The organism is Variovorax sp. GW531-E2 (genome assembly GCF_059423125.1).
In genome coordinates this window covers 1-19,513 of the sequence record NZ_JBWKXQ010000052.1, presented here as the reverse complement: position 1 = coordinate 19,513, position 19,513 = coordinate 1, and the positions used below count along the sequence as shown (strand labels likewise).

General features: G+C 70.8%; 20 protein-coding genes. 16 read left to right on the top strand and 4 right to left on the bottom strand.

Annotated elements, in window-relative coordinates; genetic code table 11:
* Nucleotides 1-77 precede the first annotated feature (77 nt).
* The 8 genes from AC07XP_RS24195 to AC07XP_RS24160 are packed head-to-tail and all read left to right on the top strand — an operon-like array spanning nt 78 to nt 8,074.
* Nucleotides 78-1,076: an ABC transporter substrate-binding protein gene (locus AC07XP_RS24195; protein WP_369644273.1), complete on the top strand. Its 999-nt coding sequence runs from the start codon at nt 78-80 to the stop codon at nt 1,074-1,076.
* A gap of 33 nt (nt 1,077-1,109) precedes the next feature.
* On the top strand, nt 1,110-2,219 hold the full coding sequence (locus tag AC07XP_RS24190; RefSeq protein ID WP_062482534.1) for an LLM class flavin-dependent oxidoreductase: 1,110 nt from the start codon (nt 1,110-1,112) through the stop codon (nt 2,217-2,219).
* A gap of 3 nt (nt 2,220-2,222) precedes the next feature.
* Nucleotides 2,223-3,047, top strand: a complete 825-nt coding sequence (locus AC07XP_RS24185) for a class II aldolase/adducin family protein (protein WP_062482531.1) — start codon at nt 2,223-2,225, stop codon at nt 3,045-3,047.
* A 32-nt stretch (nt 3,048-3,079) separates the two neighbouring features.
* Nucleotides 3,080-4,081: an ABC transporter substrate-binding protein gene (locus AC07XP_RS24180; protein ID WP_062482528.1), complete on the top strand. Its 1,002-nt coding sequence runs from the start codon at nt 3,080-3,082 to the stop codon at nt 4,079-4,081.
* The gene (locus AC07XP_RS24175) at nt 4,078-5,145 is read left to right on the top strand and encodes an ABC transporter permease (RefSeq protein WP_495266100.1); all 1,068 of its coding nucleotides are present in this window, start codon (nt 4,078-4,080) and stop codon (nt 5,143-5,145) included. The genes AC07XP_RS24180 and AC07XP_RS24175 overlap by 4 nt, the downstream gene beginning before the upstream one ends.
* Nucleotides 5,139-5,933: an ABC transporter ATP-binding protein gene (locus AC07XP_RS24170; protein ID WP_495266099.1), complete on the top strand. Its 795-nt coding sequence runs from the start codon at nt 5,139-5,141 to the stop codon at nt 5,931-5,933. The genes AC07XP_RS24175 and AC07XP_RS24170 overlap by 7 nt, the downstream gene beginning before the upstream one ends.
* A 1-nt stretch (nt 5,934) precedes the next feature.
* The gene (locus AC07XP_RS24165; RefSeq protein ID WP_495266098.1) at nt 5,935-7,077 is read left to right on the top strand and encodes a c-type cytochrome; all 1,143 of its coding nucleotides are present in this window, start codon (nt 5,935-5,937) and stop codon (nt 7,075-7,077) included.
* A gap of 34 nt (nt 7,078-7,111) precedes the next feature.
* Nucleotides 7,112-8,074 (top strand): ABC transporter substrate-binding protein, encoded by a 963-nt coding sequence (locus AC07XP_RS24160; protein ID WP_495266097.1) that lies wholly within the window; start codon nt 7,112-7,114, stop codon nt 8,072-8,074.
* On the opposite strand, the gene AC07XP_RS24155 is transcribed toward AC07XP_RS24160, so the two are convergent.
* On the bottom strand, nt 8,071-9,108 hold the full coding sequence (locus tag AC07XP_RS24155; RefSeq protein ID WP_495266096.1) for an AraC family transcriptional regulator: 1,038 nt from the start codon (nt 9,106-9,108) through the stop codon (nt 8,071-8,073). The two genes, AC07XP_RS24160 and AC07XP_RS24155, sit on opposite strands and share 4 nt — an antisense overlap.
* 237 nt (nt 9,109-9,345) lie before the next feature.
* On the opposite strand from AC07XP_RS24155, the gene AC07XP_RS24150 reads away from it, so the two are divergent.
* Nucleotides 9,346-9,861, top strand: coding sequence for a response regulator transcription factor (locus tag AC07XP_RS24150; protein ID WP_495266095.1), 516 nt, complete (start codon nt 9,346-9,348; stop codon nt 9,859-9,861).
* 2 nt (nt 9,862-9,863) lie between these two features.
* On the opposite strand, the gene AC07XP_RS24145 is transcribed toward AC07XP_RS24150, so the two are convergent.
* The gene (locus tag AC07XP_RS24145; protein WP_495266094.1) at nt 9,864-10,808 is read right to left on the bottom strand and encodes a LysR family transcriptional regulator; all 945 of its coding nucleotides are present in this window, start codon (nt 10,806-10,808) and stop codon (nt 9,864-9,866) included.
* Between the two features lie 128 nt (nt 10,809-10,936).
* Between AC07XP_RS24145 and AC07XP_RS24140 the strand changes: the two genes are divergently transcribed.
* A complete protein-coding gene (locus AC07XP_RS24140) occupies nt 10,937-12,499 on the top strand; it encodes a M20/M25/M40 family metallo-hydrolase (RefSeq protein ID WP_495266093.1) in 1,563 nt (520 codons plus the stop codon).
* Nucleotides 12,500-12,520: 21 nt separating this feature from the next.
* Here AC07XP_RS24140 and AC07XP_RS24135 read toward each other — a convergent pair whose 3' ends face one another.
* Nucleotides 12,521-13,372: a symmetrical bis(5'-nucleosyl)-tetraphosphatase gene (locus AC07XP_RS24135; RefSeq protein ID WP_495266092.1), complete on the bottom strand. Its 852-nt coding sequence runs from the start codon at nt 13,370-13,372 to the stop codon at nt 12,521-12,523.
* A 23-nt stretch (nt 13,373-13,395) separates the two neighbouring features.
* Between AC07XP_RS24135 and AC07XP_RS24130 the strand changes: the two genes are divergently transcribed.
* From AC07XP_RS24130 to AC07XP_RS24105, 6 genes are all read left to right on the top strand, one after another.
* Nucleotides 13,396-14,706, top strand: a complete 1,311-nt coding sequence (locus AC07XP_RS24130; RefSeq protein WP_139701947.1) for a hemolysin family protein — start codon at nt 13,396-13,398, stop codon at nt 14,704-14,706.
* A 16-nt stretch (nt 14,707-14,722) separates the two neighbouring features.
* On the top strand, nt 14,723-15,664 hold the full coding sequence (locus AC07XP_RS24125) for a protein kinase family protein (protein ID WP_495266091.1): 942 nt from the start codon (nt 14,723-14,725) through the stop codon (nt 15,662-15,664).
* 40 nt (nt 15,665-15,704) lie between these two features.
* Nucleotides 15,705-16,676, top strand: coding sequence for a VWA domain-containing protein (locus AC07XP_RS24120; protein WP_492729122.1), 972 nt, complete (start codon nt 15,705-15,707; stop codon nt 16,674-16,676).
* A 10-nt stretch (nt 16,677-16,686) separates the two neighbouring features.
* Nucleotides 16,687-18,015 (top strand): adenylosuccinate synthetase, encoded by a 1,329-nt coding sequence (locus AC07XP_RS24115; protein WP_495266090.1) that lies wholly within the window; start codon nt 16,687-16,689, stop codon nt 18,013-18,015.
* An 18-nt stretch (nt 18,016-18,033) separates the two neighbouring features.
* Nucleotides 18,034-18,459 (top strand): hypothetical protein, encoded by a 426-nt coding sequence (locus AC07XP_RS24110; protein ID WP_095946794.1) that lies wholly within the window; start codon nt 18,034-18,036, stop codon nt 18,457-18,459.
* A gap of 77 nt (nt 18,460-18,536) precedes the next feature.
* Entirely contained in the window at nt 18,537-19,172 is a 636-nt protein-coding gene (locus AC07XP_RS24105) for an FABP family protein (protein ID WP_492729127.1), read from the top strand.
* A 6-nt stretch (nt 19,173-19,178) separates the two neighbouring features.
* Here AC07XP_RS24105 and AC07XP_RS24100 read toward each other — a convergent pair.
* On the bottom strand, nt 19,179-19,513 hold a 335-nt coding region (locus AC07XP_RS24100), incomplete at its 5' end, for a hypothetical protein (RefSeq protein ID WP_495266089.1).

The following is a 19,513-nucleotide window of genomic DNA, read 5'->3' as shown; positions in this document are numbered from 1 at the left end:
TGCGTTCGTTTTCGGGGTCCGTCTCGGTACGGTCTCGCTTCTCCTCGTGAGTGAGTGAAGAAGAAAGAACACAAGGCATGACACCCGATTTCCCGCTGGACCGACGCCGCCTGCTGCAGGCCGCCGCCGCATGGGGCGTGGCGGCTTCGGGCGTGGCGCAGGCCGCCGCGCCCTCGCGCGACCTGTCGGGTGTGACGCTGCGCGTGGGCACCTACAAGGGCCTGTGGCGCCCGCTGCTCACGGCCTCGGGCCAGGCCGACACGCCCTACAAGATCGACTGGCGCGAGCTCAACAACGGTGTGCTGCACATCGAGGCCATCAACGGCGACGCGCTCGACCTGGGCTCGGGCAGCGAGATTCCGCCGGTGTTCGCGGCGCGCCAGAAGTCGAGCGTGCGGCTCGTGGCCGTGACGCACGAAGACCTCAACAACCAGGCCACGCTGGCGCGCAAGGACGCGCCGATCCGCAGCATCGCCGACCTCAAGGGCAAGCGCGTGGGCTACGTGCGCGCCACCACCTCGCACTACTACCTGGCCAAGCAGCTGGCCGAGGCGGGCCTGTCGTTCGCCGACATCCAGCCCGTGAGCCTCACGCCGGCCGACGGGCTCTCGGCCTTTGCGCGCGGCGACCTCGATGCCTGGGCCATCTACGGCTACAACGGCCAGCTCGCGCGCACCCAGTACGGCGCGCGCACGCTCAAGACCGGCGTGGGCTACCTGTCGGGCAACTTCCCCATCTACGCCAACCCGCGCGCGCTCGACGACACGCTGCGCCGCGCGGCGCTGGGCGACCTGCTGCAACGCCTGCAGCGCGCGTTCGCCTGGATCAACGGCAACTTCCTGGCCTATGCCCGCGCGCAGTCGGCCGAGACGCGCGTGCCCGTGGGCGACCTGGTCGAGCTGTTCAACGGCCGCAGCGGCGACTACAGCCTGGGCCCCGTCACCGACGCCGTGGTGCGCAGCCACCAGGACGTGGCCGACACCTTCCAGAAGATCGGCGTGCTCGACGGCCCCGCCGACGTGAAGCCGCTGTGGGATCGCCGCTTCGAGAACCTGCTGCGGTTGCCTGCCGCCTGACCCCTTCATTCCATCCGCATCCACGAGGACACCATGAGCCAGAACGACGTTGAATTCATCGGCATGATCCAGGGCCAGAAGGTCTCGGAGATCCACGCCGCCAAGGGCCCGGCCATCGACCGCGACTACGTGCGCGCCTTCGCGCAGGCGCACGAGAACGCCGGCTTCGACCGCGTGCTGGTGCCGCACCATTCCACCAGCCCCGACGCCACGCTCACCGTGGCCTACGCGGCCTCGGTGACCGAGCGCATCCACTTCATGCTCGCGCACCGCCCGGGCTTCGTGGCGCCCACGCTCGCGGCGCGCCAGTTCGCTTCGCTCGACCAGTTCAGCGGCGGGCGGCTCGGCGTGCACTACATCTCGGGCGGCTCCGACGAAGAGCAGAAGCGCGACGGCGACTGGCTCGACCACGACCAGCGCTATGCCCGCACCGACGAATACCTCGAGGTGCTGCACAAGGTGTGGACCGCAGAGAAGCCCTTTGACCACGAAGGCGCGCACTACCGCTTCCAGAACGCGTTTTCCGAAGTGAAGCCGGTGCAGACGCGCCACGGCAAGCCGCACGTGCCCGTGTACTTCGGCGGCGCGTCGGAGGCCGCGATCCCGGTCGCGGGCAAGTACGCCGACGTGTACGCGCTGTGGGGCGAATCGCTCGACCAGGCGCGCGAACTCACGACGCGCGTGCGCGCCGAAGCCGCGAAGCACGGGCGCAGCGTGCGCTTCTCGGTGTCGTTCCGCCCGATCCTGGCGGACACCGAAGAGGCCGCATGGGCGCGCGCCGAGAACATCCTGGCCGAAACGAAACGCCTGCGCGTGGTGCAGGGCTACAACCGCGGCGGCCCGCAGCAAAGCGAAGGCGCCAAGCGCCTGCTGGCTGCGGCCGAGAAGGGCTCGCGCCTGGACAAGCGCCTGTGGACCGCCGTCGCGCAGGAGATCGGCGGGCGCTCCAACAGCACCGCGCTGGTCGGCACGCCCGAGCAGGTGGCCGATGCGCTGCTCGACTACTACGACCTCGGGGTGACGACCTTCCTGATCCGCGGCTTCGATCCGCTCGAAGACGCGACGGACTACGGCCGCGCGCTGATTCCGCGCACGCGCGAACTCGTCGCGCAGCGCCTGCAGTCGCAGCGCAAGGCGGCCTGAGCCATGAGCGCCGTCCTGTCGATCGACCGCCACGCGGCCCAGCCGCTGAAGCTGCACGCGAACCCGCAGCAGAAGCACTGGTTCGACCCCATTCCGCCGCGCCCCACCGTGCAGGCCGAGCGCCGCCACCGGCAGGAGCGCCTGGCGGGCGCCTTCCGCCTGTTCGCGCGCTTCGGCTTTGCGCAGGGCCTGGCCGGCCACATCACGGCGCGCGACCCCGAGCTGACCGACCACTTCTGGGTCAACCCGCTGGGCGTGCACTTCTCGCGGATCAAGGTGTCCGACCTGCTGCTGGTCAATTCGAAAGGCGAGACCGTCGTCGGCGACCGGCCGCTCAACAAGGCCGCCTTCGCGATCCACGCCGCGATCCACGAGCACAACCCGAACATCGTGGCCGCTGCCCACACGCACTCGACCTACGGCAAGGCCTGGTCCACGCTGGGCCGCAAGCTCGACACGCTCACGCAGGACGCCTGCGTGTTCCACGACGACGTGGCGCTGTTCGACGACTTCACCGGCATGGTGGTCGACACCAGCGAGGGCGATCGCATCGCCCGCGCGCTGGGCGACAAGAAGGGCGCGATCCTCAAGAACCACGGCATCCTGACGGCCGGCCCTACCGTGGAGGCCGCCGCGTGGTGGTACATCGCGCTGGACAACGCCTGCCACACGCAATTGCTGGCCGAGGCGGCGGGCACGCCGCAGCCGATCGACGAGGCCACCGCGCGCCACACGCACGGCCAGATCGGCGGGCCCGAAGGCGCGATCCATTCCTTCGACAGCCTGTACGAAGGGCTGGTCGAGGCCGAACCCGAACTCCTGCTTTGACGACGACGACGAACCCCTGGAGCCTTTCCCCGATGAACGCATCCCTTTCCCGCCGCAGTGTGCTGCGCACCGGCGCTGCCGCCGCCGTGGTCGCCTCGGGCGGCCTCATTGCCTCGCAGGCCTTCTCGCAGCAGGCGCGCAAGCTCACCTTCGCCTGGAACGCCGCCGCGTTCTGCCTCTCGCCCGTGGTGGTGGCGCAGGAGCGCGGCTACTTCGAGCGCAACGGCCTGCAGGTGGACCTCATCAACTACACGGGCTCGACCGACCAGCTGCTCGAATCGCTCGCCACCGCCAAGGCCGACGCGGCCGTGGGCATGATCCACCGCTGGCTCAAGCCGCTCGAATCGGGCTTCGACGTCAAGATCGTCGGCAGCTCGCACGGCGGCTGCGTGCGCCTCGTGGGCGCCAAGGACGCGGGCGCCACCAGCCTGGCCAGCCTCAAGGGCAAGATCATCGGCGTGTCGGACATCGCGAGCCCGGGCAAGAACTTCTTCTCGATCCTGCTGGCCAAGAACGGCATCGACGCCGACCGCGACGTGACCTGGCGCCAGTACCCGGCCGACCTGCTCGACATCGCGGTGAAGAAGGGCGAGATCCACGCCATTGCCGACGGCGACCCGAACGTGTACCTGATCGAGAAGCGCAACCAGGGCACCTTCGTCGAGCTCGCGAGCAACCTCTCGGGCGAGTACAAGGACAAGGTCTGCTGCATCGTCGGCGCGCGCGGCGAGCTGGTGCGCAAGGACAAGGCCACCGTCGCCTCGCTGGTGCGCGCCATCGCGCAGGCCTCCGACTACGTGGCCGAGAACCCGAACGAGTCGGCCAAGCTCTTCGCCAAGTACTCGCCCAAGGTGCCGGTCGAAGACCTGCGCGCGCTGCTGGGCACGCTCACGCACAACCACCATCCGCTGGGCCGCAAGCTGCGCGACGAGGTGGAGTTTTACGCGCGCGACTTCCGCGGCGTCGGCGTGCTCAAGAAGACCACCGACCCGGTGCGCTTCGCGGAGCACGTGTCCTTCGATCCGCTGGCATGAGCGCCGTCATCGATCGGGTGCTGGAAGCACCGCCGACGGCGCCGGGCAGTTGGCGTCGCCCTGGCATCGAGAAGGCCGCGCCGGCCGCCGTGTTCGCACGTCCCGCCGAAGGCTTCTGGCGCACCGGCGCGCTCGCGAGCGCGGGCTGGATCGCGCTGGGCCTGCTCACCGTCTACTGGCCCAACAAGGCCGTGGGCTTCAGCGACTGGGCCTACACCGACGAATTCGGCATTGCGGCGATTGCCATCGGTGCGGTGCTGCTGCTCGTGGCGCTGCTCGGCACGCGCGCGGGCCGCGTGGCGCGCACGCTGCGCCCGGCCGGGCCGTGGCTGGTGGCGCTGCCGGTCCTGTTCGCGATCTGGGAGATCGCGACGGCCAAGCTCGCGCTGCTGCCCACGCCGTTCTTCGCGCCGCCGCAGAGCCTCATCGAGACCTACATCGACGACTGGCGCCGCCTCGGCGAAAGCCTGGCCCATTCGGCGCGGCTGCTCGCCCACGGCTTCGTGCTGGGCGCACTCGCGGGCTTTCTCACGGGCGTGACCATCGGCTGGTCGCGCATCGCGGGCTACTGGGTGCATCCGGTGCTGCGCTTCGTGGGGCCGGTGCCGGCCTCGGCGCTGCTGCCGCTGGCGTTCTTCTTCTTTCCGTCGAGCTACGCGGCGGCCGTGTTCCTCATCGCGCTGGCCACGGGCTTTCCGGTGGCGGTGCTGACGTGGTCGGGCGTGGCGGGCGTCAACCGCAACTACTACGACGTGGCGCGCACCATGGGCGCGAGCGAGCGCTTCCTGGTGCTTCGCGTGGCGATTCCCGCCGCGCTGCCGCAGGTGTTCGTGGGCCTGTTCATGGGGCTGGGTGCTGCGTTCTCGGTGCTGGTGACGGCCGAGATGATGGGCGTGAAGGCCGGGCTCGGCTTCTACCTGTCGTGGGCGCAGGGCTGGGCTTCGTACTCGAACATGTACGCCGCGCTGATCGTCATGGCGCTGCTGTGCTCGGGCCTGATCACGCTGCTGTTCAAGGTGCGCGACCGCGTGCTGTCGTGGCAGAAGGGGACCGTCAAATGGTAGCCACCGCGCAAGCCGAAGCGGGTGTGCGCCAGGCTGGCGCGCAGATCGACATCCATGGTGTGAGCCACTGGTTCGATGTGCCGGCGGGTCCGCTGCAGGTGCTCGACGACATCGACCTCACGGTGAAGCCCGGCGAGTTCGTCGCGCTGCTCGGGCCGAGCGGTTGCGGCAAGTCGACGCTGCTGCGCCTCGTGGCCGGGCTGGAGCCCGCCACCGCCGGTCGCATCACGCAAGACGGCGCACCCATCACGCGGCCCGACCCGTCGCGCATCGTCGTCTTCCAGGACCCGACGCTCTACCCCTGGCGCAGCGTGTGGGACAACGTGGCGCTCGGCCTGCAGGCGCGCGGCGTGCTCAAGGCGCAGCGCGGGCGCGTCGACGAAGCGCTGAAGCTCGTCGGCCTCACCGACTTCGCGAAAGCCTTTCCGCACCAGCTCTCGGGCGGCATGGCGCAGCGCGTGGCGCTGGCGCGCGCGCTGGTCAACGACCCGCAACTGCTGGTGCTCGACGAGCCGCTGGGCAAGCTCGACTCGCTCACGCGCATCGCGATGCAGAGCGAGCTGGTCAACCTGTGGCAGCGCGCGGGCTTCTCGGCGCTGCTGGTGACGCACGACGTGGAAGAGGCGCTGTTCCTCGCCAACCGCGTGATCGTGCTGAGCGACCGGCCGGCGCGCATCGCGGCGGAGCTCGTGGTCGACCTGCCGTACCCGCGGCATCGGGGCCATGCGCGTCTTGCCGAACTTCGTCACGAGGCGCTGCGCCACTTGGGGCTCGACGCCACCTGGTGACATGAACAGCAAGCCCGAGGCCGATTGGCTCAACCTGCTGATCGGCCTGCTCCAGGGCGCCCAGTTGCAGTTGCTGCGCGTGCTCGACGCGCTCGGCATCGTGCGCCAGGTGCACGGCCAGCCGGCGTGGCCGTGGGCGCACCGGCTGTCGGGCGAGAACCTGCTGATCGACCTGGGGCAGGCGCGCAGCCTCGCGTGGACGCTGGCGTGCGTCGGCGTTGCTTTGCTGCTGCTGTTGATCGCGTTGCTCTGGCGGCGCCCGCGCTGGTACCTGCTCGCGCTGGTGCCGATGCTGCTGATCGCCGCGCCCTGGCCCCATGCGAACGTCGTGCTCGTGCCTGCGACGCCGGCGAGTTTCCAGGCGTCGCCGACTGGCTTCACAGCCGCGTCCATCGCGCAGGGCCGCGTGCTCTACGCGCAGCACTGCGTGAGTTGCCACGGCACCGACGGCAAGGGCGAAGGGCCGCTGGCCGCCTCGCTCGCCGTGTGGCCGCCGAACCTCACGGGCCCGCTGCTGTGGCGCCGCGCCGATGGCGACCTGCTCTGGCGCGTGCTTCACGGCACCGCCACCATGCCCGGCTTCGACGGCCCGCTCGACGCGGCCGATGCCTGGGCGCTCATCGACTACATGAAGGCGCAGGGCGCGGGCCAGAGCCTGCGTGCGCTGGGCCACTGGCCGCAGCCGGTCGGCCTGCCCGACATGGCGGTGCGCTGCGGCGCGCTGGCGCCCCGGTCGCTCGCGCACTGGCGCGGGCAGCGCGTGCGCGTCGTGGCCGGCGCCGTCGCGCCCAGCGAAGACCCGCGCCTGGTGACGGTGCAGTTGCTGCCGCCCGGGGCGAAGGCGGCGGGCGTTACCGCCGATTGCGTGGCCGATTCACCGGCCGCGTGGGAGGCGCTGGCGCTCATCACGGGCACCGAGCAGCTTGCGGGCATGCAGCTCATCGCCGACCGCGACGGCTGGCTGCGCGTGCGCGGCCAGCCGGGGCAGGCCGGCTGGTCCGACGACGACCTGCTGTGCCGCAGCGACAGCCCGCCGGCCGCCTCGGCGAAAGGCGCCGTGCTGCCACCCGATGGCCTGGGCGCGCTCATCGCGCGCATGGACGCCGAGCCGGTGCGCTTCGTCAAGGGCGGCTTCATCCACTGATTTCCTTTTCACTGCTTCCACGGAGAACGAACCCATGACCTCACACCTCGACCGATCGCGCCGCCAGCTGCTTGCCGGCGGCCTTGCCGCTGCCACGACCGCCACCTTGCCCGCCTTCGTGCGTGCGCAGGGCCGACCGGTGCTCAAGGCCGGCGACCAGAAGGGCGGGCTGCGCGCGCTGCTCGAAGCGGCGGGCGGGCTCGAGGGCCTGGGCTACGACATCCAGTGGTCGGAGTTCCCGGCCGCCGCGCCGCTGGCCGAGGCGCTCAACGCGGGTGCGGTCGATTCAGGCCCGATCGGCGATGCGCCGCTGATCTTCGCGCTCGCGGCCGGCACGCGCGTCAAGGCCATCGGCGCGAACCGCTCGGACGCGTATGGCACGGCGGTGCTGGTGCGGCCCGACTCGCCGCTCAAGAGCGCCGCCGAGCTCAAGGGCAAGAGCGTCGCCACCAACCGCGGTTCCATCGGCCACTACGTCACGCTCAAGGCGATCACCGCGGCCGGCTTGAAGCCCGAGGACGTGAACATCCGCTTCCTCGCACCGGCCGATGCCAAGCTCGCGCTCACGCAAGGCTCGGTCGATGCCTGGGCCACCTGGGAGCCGTACACCGCGCTGGCCGAAATCAGCCGCCATGCGCGCGTGCTGGTCAGCGGGCGCGGCCTGCTGCCGGGGCTGAGCTACCTCGCCGCGACCGACGCCGCCATTGCCGCCAAGCGGCCGGTGCTGCAGGACTTTCTGCAGCGCGTGGTGAAGGCGCAGCGCTGGTCGTACCGCAACGTCGATGCGTTCTCGGCCACGCTGGCACGCATCATCGGCATTCCGCCCGAGGCGGCGAAGCTGCAGTTCGAGCGCCGCCAGCAGCAGTGGGTGGCCATCGATGCACAGGTCATCGCCGACCAGCAGGGCACGGCCGATTTCTACCGGCAGGTGGGGCTCATCAAGCAGCCGCTCGACGTGAAGGGCACGTTCGACACGGGCTTCGGCACGGCGGCCTAGAACCGCCGTTCGAGCGCCTGCACGCGGAAGTCCTGCGGCGCGATGCCGTAGGCGCGGCGAAAGGCGCGGCTGAAGTCCGAGGCGCTGCGAAAGCCCGCGCCGTAGGCGATGTCGGTCACCATCACATGCGGGTAGCGCGCCAGGTCGCTCGCCGCCTGGCGCAGCCGCAGGCTGCGGATGTAGCTGCCCAGCCCGCCTTCGTGCTGGAACATGCGGTACAGCGTGGGGCGCGGCAGCTGCAGCGCGGTCAGCACACTCTCGGGCGTGAGGTCGGCGCGGTGCAGGTGCGTCTGCACATGGCGGCGCACCCGGTCGAACATGGCGGCGCGTGCCGCCGCGCGCGCGTTGCCGTCGAAGCCGGCCTGCTTGCCGAAGGCCGACACCACCAGCTGCGCGCCCGTGCGCACCGCACTCTGGGCCGCCGCCGGCGTCATGCCGCCGATGTGGCGCGCCAGCGAGATCGCATGCCCGGCCGCCAGCCGCGCCAGCGGCGTGGTGCAGGCCAGCGTGCGCCCGTGCAGGGCCTCGGGGTCGGGGAAGCTCTCCTGCACCAGCGCGCCGGGCACGAAGAAGGTGTGGACGCGGCAGTCGTCGCGCCGCATGCGCACCGGCTGGTTCATGTCCAGCGCGAGGATGGTGGGCGTGCCGGCGGGGGCGGGCGGCGGTTCGCCCTTGCGGCGTGCACCCGGCGTGGCCCGCACCCGCAGGTCGTCGACGCCGCCTTCCTCGAACACATGGAACACGAAGTCGCGCACGCTGTCGGTCGACACGCGGGCCAGCGAGCGCTCCAGCACCAGCGTGTCGGAGCGGCATTCGGTGAAGACCAGGCCGCCCACGTCGTAGCGGTCGATCGCGGCGTGGAAGGGGCGCTCGAGCGCGTCGCGCGAGGGCAGAGCGTCCATCACATGGCCGACGCGTGCGCGCCAGGCCAGGAACTGCCGGTCGGGCGGCTCTGCGTGCACGTCGAAATGGCTGTGCGCCACGCCCGGGGGACAGAGGGGGCGTTCGGGGGCCGTGGCGGCGCTGTGCGTCATAGGGCGAGGTCGGAGCGGCGCCAAGGGGCTGGAGGGTCCATGCCCGCCAAATAGTACTAACTAAGCGTTAAAAAATCACAGATTTTGCGAAATTCTCCCAAGAACTGAGACGGAAGGTCAAGGCTGTTTACAAAGCGACCTCAGGCTCGCGAGAGGCGTCCTTGCATTGCATTTCGTGGCAGAGGGACGCCGGGTTTACTTTTTCCCCTAGCGTTGATTGACCGAGCGAGCATTGACATGTCCAAAGGAAGCGCCGAGCTGCGTGCCATTTCGGAACTGGACGACGCACCGCCCTTGAGCCCCGCCGTGGCCGCGAACGCCGCGGCGCGGCTCTTTGCCCAGGCCAACCAGCTGGAACTGGCCCAACTGATGACGGCGGTCGAGCGCGGTGATGTGTGGGCGGCCGCGCGCACGGCGCGGCAGATCCTGTGCGACATCGAGGAGGCGGCCCTGGCGGCGCACGGGCTCGACCGGACGCACGAAGAGGCCGGCGACGAGGGCCTGCTCTCGCCGCGCGAACTCAAGGTGCTGGAGCTCGTGGCCCAGGGCTGGAGCAACCGGCGCGTGGCCGAGGCGCTGCACCGCTCCGACAGCACGGTCGCCAGCCAGATCAAGAGCATCTACCGCAAGCTGTCGGTCCATTCGCGCACGCAGGCCGTGCACGAGGCCACGCGGCGCGGGCTGCTGCGCCCCTCGGGCGCGACGCAGCGCCGGGTGATCAGCTTCCCGGGGGCCGGGCCCGCGCGCGGCTGAGCTCAGGCGGCCTTGCGCGTGCGTGCCCTGGGCGTGCCACCGGCCGGCGGCAACTGCTCGCGCAGGTAGTCCAGGAAGGTGCGCACCACCTCGGGCAGCGTGCGATCGGCCAGCGTCTGCAGCTCGACCGAGCGCCCGCGCATGCCGGGCTCGCGGATCTCGGCCGCCACCAGCTCGCCGCGCTGCACGCGGTCGCGCACCGTGATCTCGCCCGTGATGGCCAGCCCGCCGCCCTGCAGCACGAAGTTGGCGAGCGCCTCGAAACGGTTGCTCACCAGCACGGGCTCGAACACGAGGCCGCGGTTGCTGCAGCCGACGTCGAACAGCTGGCGCACCGTGTTCTCGGGGCTGCCCAGCGCGATGGGAAAGGGATGCATCTGCGCCAGCGTCACGCTGCGCGACTTCGCCAGCGCATGGTCAGGCCGCATGATCGCGAACACCGACGCCGGCTGGCGGTGCTCGACCCGGATGCCGCGCACCGCCGCGCGGCTGTAGGTCAGGCCGATGTCCGCCTCGCCGAGCAGCACGGCGTCGCTCACCTGCGTCGGCCCGGTGGCATCGAGCCGGAAGCGCACGCCCGGGTACTGTTCGCGGAACGCCGCGATGGTGCGCGGCAGGAACTCGTTGGCAAAGCCCGAGGAACAGGCGATGCGCACCCGACCGCTCAGCGGCCCCTGCAGCGCCTGGATGTCCGACAGCACGCGCTCGGCCTCCAGCGCGCCGCGCAGCGCGTGCGCCGCCAGCAGCTCGCCCGCGGCGCTGGGCACCATGCCGCGTGGGCGGCGCTCGAACAGCGGCGCGCCCACCAGCGTTTCGAGCGCGGCCACCTGGCGGCTGATGGCCGAGATGCTGACGTTCAGCCGCGCGGCCGCCTCGGTGAGCGAGCCCGTGCGGGCCACTTCGAGGAAGTAGCGCAGCGAGGTTTCCTGCAGGCGGCGGCTGGGCATGGGGGAGTGTGAGGTTTGCAAGGAATGCAAAGGTAGCTCAAGAAAATAGCAATTGTTGAAAAGGTGCCCGCTTTTTATGCTGCGCAGATTCCCGGTTCCCCGTCCTGCTCCCTTCTGCGCCGTCACCCATGCCCACTCCTTCCCCTCGCTTCCCTCGTGCCACCCGCCGCCTGATGGCGCTGCTCCCCACGGCCGTCCTGCTGCTGGGCCACGGCCTCGCGCAGTCGGCCGAACTCTCGCCGGCCCAGGCAGAGCGCCATGCGCAGGGCACCTACCGCGAGTACTTCGAGCTGCTGGCCCTGCCCAACGACGCCACCGTGCCGGAAGACATCCGCAAGAACGTCGACTGGCTGGAGCAGGCCTTCCGCAAGCGCGGCTTCACGACGAAGCAGCTGCCCAACAGCGGCAAGCCGATGCTCTTCGCCGAGTTCCCGGGCAGCGATCCGGCGCGCAAGACGGTGCTGTTCTACATGCACCTCGACGGCCAGCCGGTGATCCCCGCGCAGTGGGCGCAAAAGAGCCCGTGGACGCCCGTGCTCAAGCGCAAGACGGACAAGGGCGAGTGGGAAGAGATCGATGCGGCCCCGCTCTTCAGCGGCCCGCTGGACCCCGAGTGGCGCGTGTTCGGCCGGGCCTCGGCCGACGACAAGGGCCCGATCATGATGCTGCTGGCGGCCATCGACGCGCTGAAGGCCGGCGGCGGCCAGCCAGCGGTCAACGTGAAGGTGATCCTCGACAGCGAGGAAGAAAAAGGCTCGCCGTCGATCAGCCAGGTCATGCAGGCGCACCGCGAGCTGCTGCGCAGCGACGCCATCGTGATCCACGACGGCCCCATGCACGCGACCAACCGGCCCACGCTGGTGTTCGGCAACCGCGGCGCGGCCGATGCGCGGCTCACCGTGTACGGCGCCAAGGTGCCGCTGCACAGCGGGCACTACGGCAACTACGCGCCCAACCCGGCGCAGCGCCTGGCCAGCCTGCTGGCCACGATGAAGGACGACACCGGGCGCGTGACCGTGCCCGGCTACTACGACCGCGTGAAGATCGGCGAGGCCGAACGCAAGATCATGGCCGCCGTGCCCGACGACGAGGCCGCGCTCAAGCGCCGCCTGGGCATCGCCCGCACCGACAGGGTCGGCACCAACTACCAGGAGGCGATGCAGTACCCCTCGCTGAACGTGCGCGGCATGGCCTCGGCGGCCGTGGGCGACAAGGTGGCGAACATCGTGCCCGACAAGGCCGAGGCCGAGATGGACCTGCGCACCACGCCCGACTCCGACGCGCCCTACCTGGGCAAGCTCATCGAGGCGCACATCGTCAAGCAGGGCTACCACTTGGTGAAGGGCGCGCCGACCGACGAGGAGCGCGCCCGCTACGACAAGCTCGCCAGCTTCAGCTACCGCAGCGAGGGCGCCGACGCGGCGGGCTCGCCGATCAATTCACCCATCGGCCAGTGGGCCTACAAGGCGCTGACCGACACCTTCGGCACCACGCCCGAGCCGGTGCGCATCCGCATGATGGGCGGCACCGTGCCGACGGCGGAAATCGTGCGCGTGCTGCAGGTGCCCTTTGCGATCATTCCGCTGGTGAACGCCGACAACAACCAGCACGCGGCGAACGAGAACCTGCGCATGGGCAACTACGTGACCGGCGTGCAGACGGTCTACGCGCTGATGACGCACGGGTTCTGAGTCCGCCAGGGCCAGCAGTCGTCAGGCTCCCTTGCCGGGCTTCTGCGCCTGCTCGCAGTTCACCTGGATCAGTTCGCGCTGGTCCAGCGTTGCGCCGAAGCGCACCGCACTGAGGCAGCCGCCCCACACGCAGCCGGTGTCGGTCGAGAGCAGGTCGGGCCGCGAAAGCCAGCCCAACGTCGACCAGTGGCCGAAGGCGACGGTGGCCGCGGCCGTCTTGCGGCCCGGCACGTCGAACCACGGCAGGAAGCCCTCGGGGCCGGGAATGGCGCCGTCCTTGCTCTCGAACTCCATCACGCCTTCGGGTGTGCAGTAGCGCAGGCGCGTGAGCGCGTTCACGATCACGCGCAGCCGCGCGTGGCCCGCGAGCGCGTCGTCCCAGTGGTCGGGCGTGTTGCCGTACATCTCGTGCAGGAAGTCGCCCAGCGCGGGGCCGCGAAGCACCGACTCGACCTCCGACGCCAGCGCCAGCGTGTCGCCCACCGTCCACTGCGGCAGCACGCCGGCATGCACCATCAGCAGGTCGCCGCCGCCGACCTGCAGGTGCAGCGCCATGTGCTGCTGGCGCAGCCAGTCGAGCATCGCCTCGCTGTCGGGCGCGCCCAGCAGGCCGGCCACCGTGTCCTTGCGGCCGCCTTTGCGCACGCCGTGCGCCACGCCCAGCAGGTGCAGGTCGTGGTTACCCAGCAGGCTACGCGCCGAGGCGCCGTAGCCCTGCAGGCGGCGCAGCACCGCGGCCGAATCGGGGCCCCGGTTGACCAGGTCGCCGAGCACTACGAGCGTGTCGCGGCTGGGAGAGAAATCGATCTTGTCGAGCAGCCGGCCCAGGGGGACATCGCAGCCCTGGACGTCGCCGATACAGTAAAGTGACATTCCCTCATTCTCTCCCCCCGTTCATGGATGTCTTCCTGCTGGCCTTGCTGACCACCCTCAATGCGGTGTTCGCAATGTCCGAAATGGCCCTTTCCACCAGCCGCCGCGCACGCCTCGCGGCCTTGGCCGAAACGGGGGACACCGGGGCGGAGGCTGCGCTGAAGTTGATGGAATCGCCCACGCAATTCCTCTCGACCGTGCAGATCGGCATCACCTCCATCGGCATGCTCAGCGGCATCGTGGGCGAGGCCGCCTTCGCGGCGCCGCTCGCCGTGTGGATGGAAGGCCTGGGCATGGGCGCCGGCACCTCCAGCATCGTGTCGACCGCGGTGGTGGTGACCTGCATCACCTTCTTCACCATCATCTTCGGCGAGCTGGTGCCCAAGCGCATCGGCCAGCTGTACCCCGAGCCGGTGGCGCGCTTCGTGTCGCGTCCCATGCGCGGGCTGGCCAAGGCGGCCAAGCCCTTCGTGTGGCTGCTGGCCGGCGCCACCGCCACCACGCTGAAGCTGCTGCGCATCGACGCCAACGCCGCGCGCTCGGTCACTGAAGAAGAAATCTCGGCCAGCCTCGAAGAAGGCGTGGACGCCGGCGTGATCGAGCAGCACGAGCACCAGATGGTGCGCAACGTGTTCCACCTGGACGACCGCCGCCTGTCGTCGCTCATGATCCCGCGCGCCGACATCGAATGGCTCGACGCCTCCAACACCGTGGCGCAGGCGCTGCAGAAGGTGGCGGACGCCGCGGCGCTCAACCTCGTGCACTCGTGGTACCCCGTGTGCCGCAACTCGCTGGACGACGTGGTCGGCGTGATCAGCGTGGCGCACCTGCTGCGCCTGGGCTCCACCCACAAGGGCGTGCTCGGCCAGGAGGCCACGCCCGCCGTGTTCGTGCCCGAGACGCTCACCGGCATGGAGCTGCTCGAGCAGTTCCGCACGCGCGCCGGCCGGCTGGTGTTCGTGGTCGACGAGTACGGCGTGGTGCAGGGCCTCATGACCCCGCGCGACCTGCTCGAGGCCATCACCGGCGAGCTGCAGCCCGGCATGCAGGCCGACGCCTGGGCCCACCAGCGCGCCGACGGCATGTGGGAGCTCGACGGCCTCATGCCCGTGTCGGAACTGCGCGCGCGCCTGGGCATCCGCGAGCTGCCCGATGAAGAGCGCGGCCGCTACAACACCGTGGCCGGCCTGCTCATGTCCGTGTCGGGCCACCTGCCCGCCGTGGGCGAGCACATCGACTGCGCGGGCTGGTGCTTCGAGGTCGTGGCGCTCGAAGGGCGCCGCATCGACCGCGTGCTGGCGTCGCCGGACCCAGCCGCGCCGCAAGAAGACTGAAGAGGAGGGCGCGGCCATGCTGTCGCTGCTTGCACTGAGTTGCCCCCAATGCTCGGCCCCGCTGCCGCGCGCGGCGCGCTGGCGCACCGTCAATTGCGGCTACTGCGGCGCCACCATCACGCGCGGCACCGAGACCGTCGAGCGCGAGAGCTTTCGCGCCGCCTGGCGCCGTGCCAACGCGGCGCAGCTCGCGGACACCGGTCGCCTCCTGCAATGGCGCGGCGCGCACTACCGCGTGCTCGCGCCGCTGGGCCAGGGCGAATACAGCGAGGTGCTGCTGGCCGAACGGCTCGGCGCCGTGCCCGAGCGCGTGACGATCAAGCTCGCGCGCGAGGAGGCCGGCAACGCCGTGCTGGCGCGCGAGGCCGTCGTGCTGCAGGCGCTGCAAGCCCTGTCGGTGCCCGGCGCGGCCTACTTCACGCGGCGGCTGCCGCAGCCGCTGGGCCTGGGCGTGACGCAAGGCCTGGGCGACGGCGAACGGCAGGCGCTCGTGCTGCGCCACCCGACCGGTTTCTGGGGCAGCCTGCAGGAAGTGCAGCAGGCCAATCCGCAAGGCATCGATGCCCGCCATGCCGTCTGGCTGTGGCGGCGCATGCTCGAGGTGCTGGCCTTCGTGCACGGCGCCGGCTGGACGCACCGCGCGCTCGCGCCCGCGCATGCGCTCGTGCATCCGCGCGACCACGGCGTGCTGCTCATCGGCTGGTCGCAGGCCAGGCAGGACGTGTCGGGCGGCGCCATCGGGCGCGACCTGATGGCGTCGGCGCGCAGCGTGCGCGCGCTGCTGTCCGACAGCGCCACTTCCGCGCCGCTGGCCGCCTTGCTGCGCGAGTGCAGCGACGACGCCGTCGCCTGCGAGCGCCTGGGCGCGCAGGGCATCGAGCAGGCGCTGTCGGTCGCCTCGCGCGAGGCCTTCGGGCCGCCGCGCTTCGTTCACTTCGACCCCGCGCCGGCCGGCTAGCCGCCAGCCTTTCACTTTTTCCTCACGAAGGAGCACGTCCATGGGTTACGGAAACTACTCGCACGCCGCCCACGCGGCCATCGTGGCCGACCGCGCCGCCAAGTCCGGCAGCGAGGTCTTCACGCAGACCGCCACGCACGCGCTCATGAATCCGCAGGGGCTCAAGGTGCGCGAGTCGCGCGACAACGCCGACCATCCGAACTCGCTGGGCATCGTGTTCGCGCTCGACGTCACCGGCTCGATGGGCGACATCCCGCAGACCCTGGCGCGGCGCGAGCTGCCCACCTTCATGAAGCTCTTGACCGACTGCGGCGTGGCCGACCCCCAGTTGCTGTTCATGGCCATCGGCGACGCCACCTCCGACCAGGCACCGCTGCAGGTGGGCCAGTTCGAATCGACCGCCAACCTCATGGACCAGTGGCTCACCTGGAGCTACCTCGAAGGCGGCGGTGGGGGCAGCGGCGAAGAAAGCTACGAGCTGGCCTTCTACGTCATGGCGCAGCACACCGACATGGACTGCTGGGTGAAACGCAAGAAGCGCGGCTACCTGTTCGTCACGGGCGACGAGCTGCCGTACCCGGCCGTGTCGCGCCACCAGGTCGAAGGGCTCATCGGCGAGAAGCTCGACGAGGACATTCCCATCGAGGAAGTCATCGCCGCCGCGGCCGAGACCACGCACCTGTTCTTCCTGATCCCCGACGCACAACGCCGCCGCCGCTGCGAGCCGCGCTGGCGCGAACTGCTCGGCGATCACGTGATCTGCATGGACTCGCCCGACGACGCCTGCGCGGTGGCGGCCGGCATCGTCGCGCTCACCGAGAAGGCCGTGCCCAGCCTCGACGCGCTGGCCGGCGTGATGAGCTCCACCGGCATGGCCAAGGAACGCGTGGGCGGCGTGCTGCACGCGCTCGACGGCTACGCCGCGCTGCTCGACCCGACCGCACCGCGCCGCGCCACGCCGGCCGCCGGTCACGGGGCGCGCAGCTCGTGGTGGAAGCGGCTCTTCGGCTGACGGCCTGCCGTTGACTTCGACGCGCTACGTCTCGCTGCTCGGCCTCGGTTTCGGCGACTGCGGCAAGGGCCGCTTCACCGATTTCCTGTGTGGCGCCTGGGGCGCGCACACCGTGGTGCGCTTCAACGGCGGCGCGCAGGCCGGCCACAACGTGGTGCTGGCCGACGGCCGCCACCACACCTTCTCGCAGTTCGGCGCGGGCAGCTTCCATGCCGGCGTCGCGACCGTGCTCGCCAGCCCGGTGGTGGTGCACCCGACGGCGTTGCGCGTCGAGGCCGAGGTGCTTCAGCGCGCGGGCGTACCCGACGCCTTCGCGCGCCTGTTCGTCGATGCGCGCTGCCGCGTGACCACGCCGTTCCACCAGGCTGCTGGCCGCCTGCGCGAATGGGCACGCGGCACTGCTGCGCACGGCAGCTGCGGCGTCGGCGTGGGCGAGACCGTGCGCCAGGCGCTCGCTGTACCTGAAACGACACTGCGCTACGGCGACCTTGCGCACCCCACGCGCACGCTCGACAAACTTGAGGCCTTGCGCCTCGCGCTGCACCGCGAGTTCGCGAACGCGGTGCCTTCGTCGGCCGAGGCCGCGCAAGAGCTGTCCGTGCTCGCCGACGCCTCGCTCGCACAACGCTGGCTCGACGCCGTGCAGCCCTGCCTGCGCCAGTCGCCGCCCGCGAGCGCCGACGCCATCGGCGAACGGCTCGCGCGCGCCGGCACGGTGCTGTTCGAAGGCGCGCAGGGCGTGCTGCTCGACGAGTGGCGTGGCTTTCATCCGCACACGACCTGGAGCACCGTCTCCACCGCTGCCGTCGAGGCGGTGCTGCGCGACGTGGGCATTGCCGCACCCGTGCAGCACCTGGGCGTGCTGCGCAGCCACCTTACGCGGCACGGCGCCGGCCCGCTGCCCACGCACGACCACGCGCTCGATGCGCGGTTGGCCGAGCCGCACAACGCGGACGACGGCTGGCAGGGCGCATTCCGCCGCGGCCATCCCGACGCCGTGCTGCTGCGCTACGCGCTCGCCGTTGCCGGGTCGCTCGACGGCCTGCTCGCCAGCCACCTCGATGCGCTCGCGCACGCGGACCTGCGCTGGTGCACAGGCTACCGCAGCGCCGACGGGCACACGCTGTCATCGCTGCCGCTCGGCGATGCGACCGACCTGGACCACCAGCACGCGCTCACCCGCCTGCTGGAAGTCGCCCAACCTTTGTACGACCCGCAACCCGTCGCCGCCCCACCCGAGTGGGTGCGGCGCGTGGAAGCCCTCAGCGGCCTGCCCGTGCGCTTCGGCGCGTTCGGCCCGGTGCGCGAGGCCGTCCGCGCGCGCGACCTGCTGCTCTGATCTCATGAGAAAGCCTGCGTGACCCCCAACCTCTTTCTGATCGCCGGTGCCGTGCTGAGCGCCATCGCCGCGCTCTTGCACATCTGCGTCATCTTCGGCGGCCCGGCCTGGTACCGCTTCTTCGGCGCGGGCGAGCGCATGGCCGCGAGCGCCGAGGCGGGCCACCTGTACCCCGTGGCCGTCACGCTGGTCATCGCCGGCATGCTGGGCGTGTGGGCCGCCTACGCGCTGGCAGGCGCCGGCGTGCTGCAGCCGCTGCCGCTGCAGGCGCTGGTGCTGCCTGCCATCACCGCCGTGTACCTGCTGCGCGGCCTTGTCGCCGTCGCGATGTGGCTGTTCGACCGGCGCCGCCTCAGCGCTTTCTGGGTGTGGAGCTCGCTCGTGTGCTTCGTGTACGGCGTGGTGCACCTCGTCGGGCTCGTGCAGGTCTGGGACACGCTCTGACCACGACCCGCCGCCGCACTCAAGCAGAATCCGAATCGAAGCATCCTCGTCCTGTTTTCCCTCCCACGATCGACACCATGACCACTCCCGAAGACATCTACACCGAACCCCCCGCCGACCCTGACACGCTCGCCAACCTGGGCCCGCTGCGGCCGCTGGCCGGCATCTGGGAGGGCATGAAGGGCGTCGACGTCAAGCCGAAGAAAGAGGGCCCGAAGACGCAGGTCTACGTCGAGCACTACGAGCTGCAGCCCATCGACGCGCAGACCAATGGCCCGCAGCTGCTGTACGGCCTGCGCTATCACACCTACATCCACAAGCCCGGCCTCACCAAGATGTACCACGACCAGGTCGGCTACTGGCTGTGGGAGCCGGCCACCAGCACCGTGTTCCTCACGCTGGCCATTCCGCGCGGACAGGTGGCCATGGCCAGCGGCCACGTGAAGCCCGGCGACACCGAGTTCACGCTCAGCGCCGAGCACGGCAGCCTGGTGAACGGCATCGTGTCGAACCCGTTCCTGGAGCGTGCCTTCACCACGGTGGCGTGGAACATCACGGTGAAGATCAACGCCGACGGCACCTGGTCGTACGACCAGGACACCGTGATGCAGATCCTGGGCCAGGCCGAGCCCTTCCATCACACCGACCGCAACACGCTCACGCGCGTCGGCGAGCCGGGGCTCAATCCGCTGGCGATGACGGCGGCGGCCTGAGGCCGTTCAGTCGGCGGGCGGCTTCCGCGTGCGCAGGCGCCGCAGCCGCACGGTGAGCTCCTTCACCAGCTGAAGCTCCCCGCGCCGCTGCGCCACCTCCAGCGCCTGTGCGAACGAGGCTTCGGCCTTCGCGGCGTCGCCGAGCGCCAGCGCGAGCAGGCCCTGCAGCCGCCACGCGGCGGTGAACTCGGGGTCGAAGGTCAGCGCCTTCTCGACATGCATCAGCGCCGTGGGCGCGTCGTCGCGCCGCTGGTGCGCCAGCGCCAGGCTCATGCGCAGCAGGGCGCCGTCGCGGCCGGCGGCCAGCAGGCGCTCGAGCGCCTCGGGGGAGGGGCCGGGTG

What these genes read in the sequence shown, in the direction of transcription:
- AC07XP_RS24170 (WP_495266099.1), top strand. Translation starts at nt 5,139, where the DNA reads ATGGTAGCCACCGCGCAAGCCGAAGCGGGTGTGCGCCAGGCTGGCGCG.
- AC07XP_RS24145 (WP_495266094.1), bottom strand. Translation starts at nt 10,808, where the DNA reads ATGCCCAGCCGCCGCCTGCAGGAAACCTCGCTGCGCTACTTCCTCGAA.
- AC07XP_RS24155 (WP_495266096.1), bottom strand. Translation starts at nt 9,108, where the DNA reads ATGACGCACAGCGCCGCCACGGCCCCCGAACGCCCCCTCTGTCCCCCG.
- AC07XP_RS24120 (WP_492729122.1), top strand. Translation starts at nt 15,705, where the DNA reads ATGGGTTACGGAAACTACTCGCACGCCGCCCACGCGGCCATCGTGGCC.
- AC07XP_RS24125 (WP_495266091.1), top strand. Translation starts at nt 14,723, where the DNA reads ATGCTGTCGCTGCTTGCACTGAGTTGCCCCCAATGCTCGGCCCCGCTG.
- AC07XP_RS24150 (WP_495266095.1), top strand. Translation starts at nt 9,346, where the DNA reads ATGTCCAAAGGAAGCGCCGAGCTGCGTGCCATTTCGGAACTGGACGAC.
- AC07XP_RS24140 (WP_495266093.1), top strand. Translation starts at nt 10,937, where the DNA reads ATGCCCACTCCTTCCCCTCGCTTCCCTCGTGCCACCCGCCGCCTGATG.
- AC07XP_RS24190 (WP_062482534.1), top strand. Translation starts at nt 1,110, where the DNA reads ATGAGCCAGAACGACGTTGAATTCATCGGCATGATCCAGGGCCAGAAG.
- AC07XP_RS24195 (WP_369644273.1), top strand. Translation starts at nt 78, where the DNA reads ATGACACCCGATTTCCCGCTGGACCGACGCCGCCTGCTGCAGGCCGCC.
- AC07XP_RS24180 (WP_062482528.1), top strand. Translation starts at nt 3,080, where the DNA reads ATGAACGCATCCCTTTCCCGCCGCAGTGTGCTGCGCACCGGCGCTGCC.
- AC07XP_RS24160 (WP_495266097.1), top strand. Translation starts at nt 7,112, where the DNA reads ATGACCTCACACCTCGACCGATCGCGCCGCCAGCTGCTTGCCGGCGGC.
- AC07XP_RS24135 (WP_495266092.1), bottom strand. Translation starts at nt 13,372, where the DNA reads ATGTCACTTTACTGTATCGGCGACGTCCAGGGCTGCGATGTCCCCCTG.
- AC07XP_RS24130 (WP_139701947.1), top strand. Translation starts at nt 13,396, where the DNA reads ATGGATGTCTTCCTGCTGGCCTTGCTGACCACCCTCAATGCGGTGTTC.
- AC07XP_RS24105 (WP_492729127.1), top strand. Translation starts at nt 18,537, where the DNA reads ATGACCACTCCCGAAGACATCTACACCGAACCCCCCGCCGACCCTGAC.
- AC07XP_RS24175 (WP_495266100.1), top strand. Translation starts at nt 4,078, where the DNA reads ATGAGCGCCGTCATCGATCGGGTGCTGGAAGCACCGCCGACGGCGCCG.
- AC07XP_RS24165 (WP_495266098.1), top strand. Translation starts at nt 5,935, where the DNA reads ATGAACAGCAAGCCCGAGGCCGATTGGCTCAACCTGCTGATCGGCCTG.
- AC07XP_RS24185 (WP_062482531.1), top strand. Translation starts at nt 2,223, where the DNA reads ATGAGCGCCGTCCTGTCGATCGACCGCCACGCGGCCCAGCCGCTGAAG.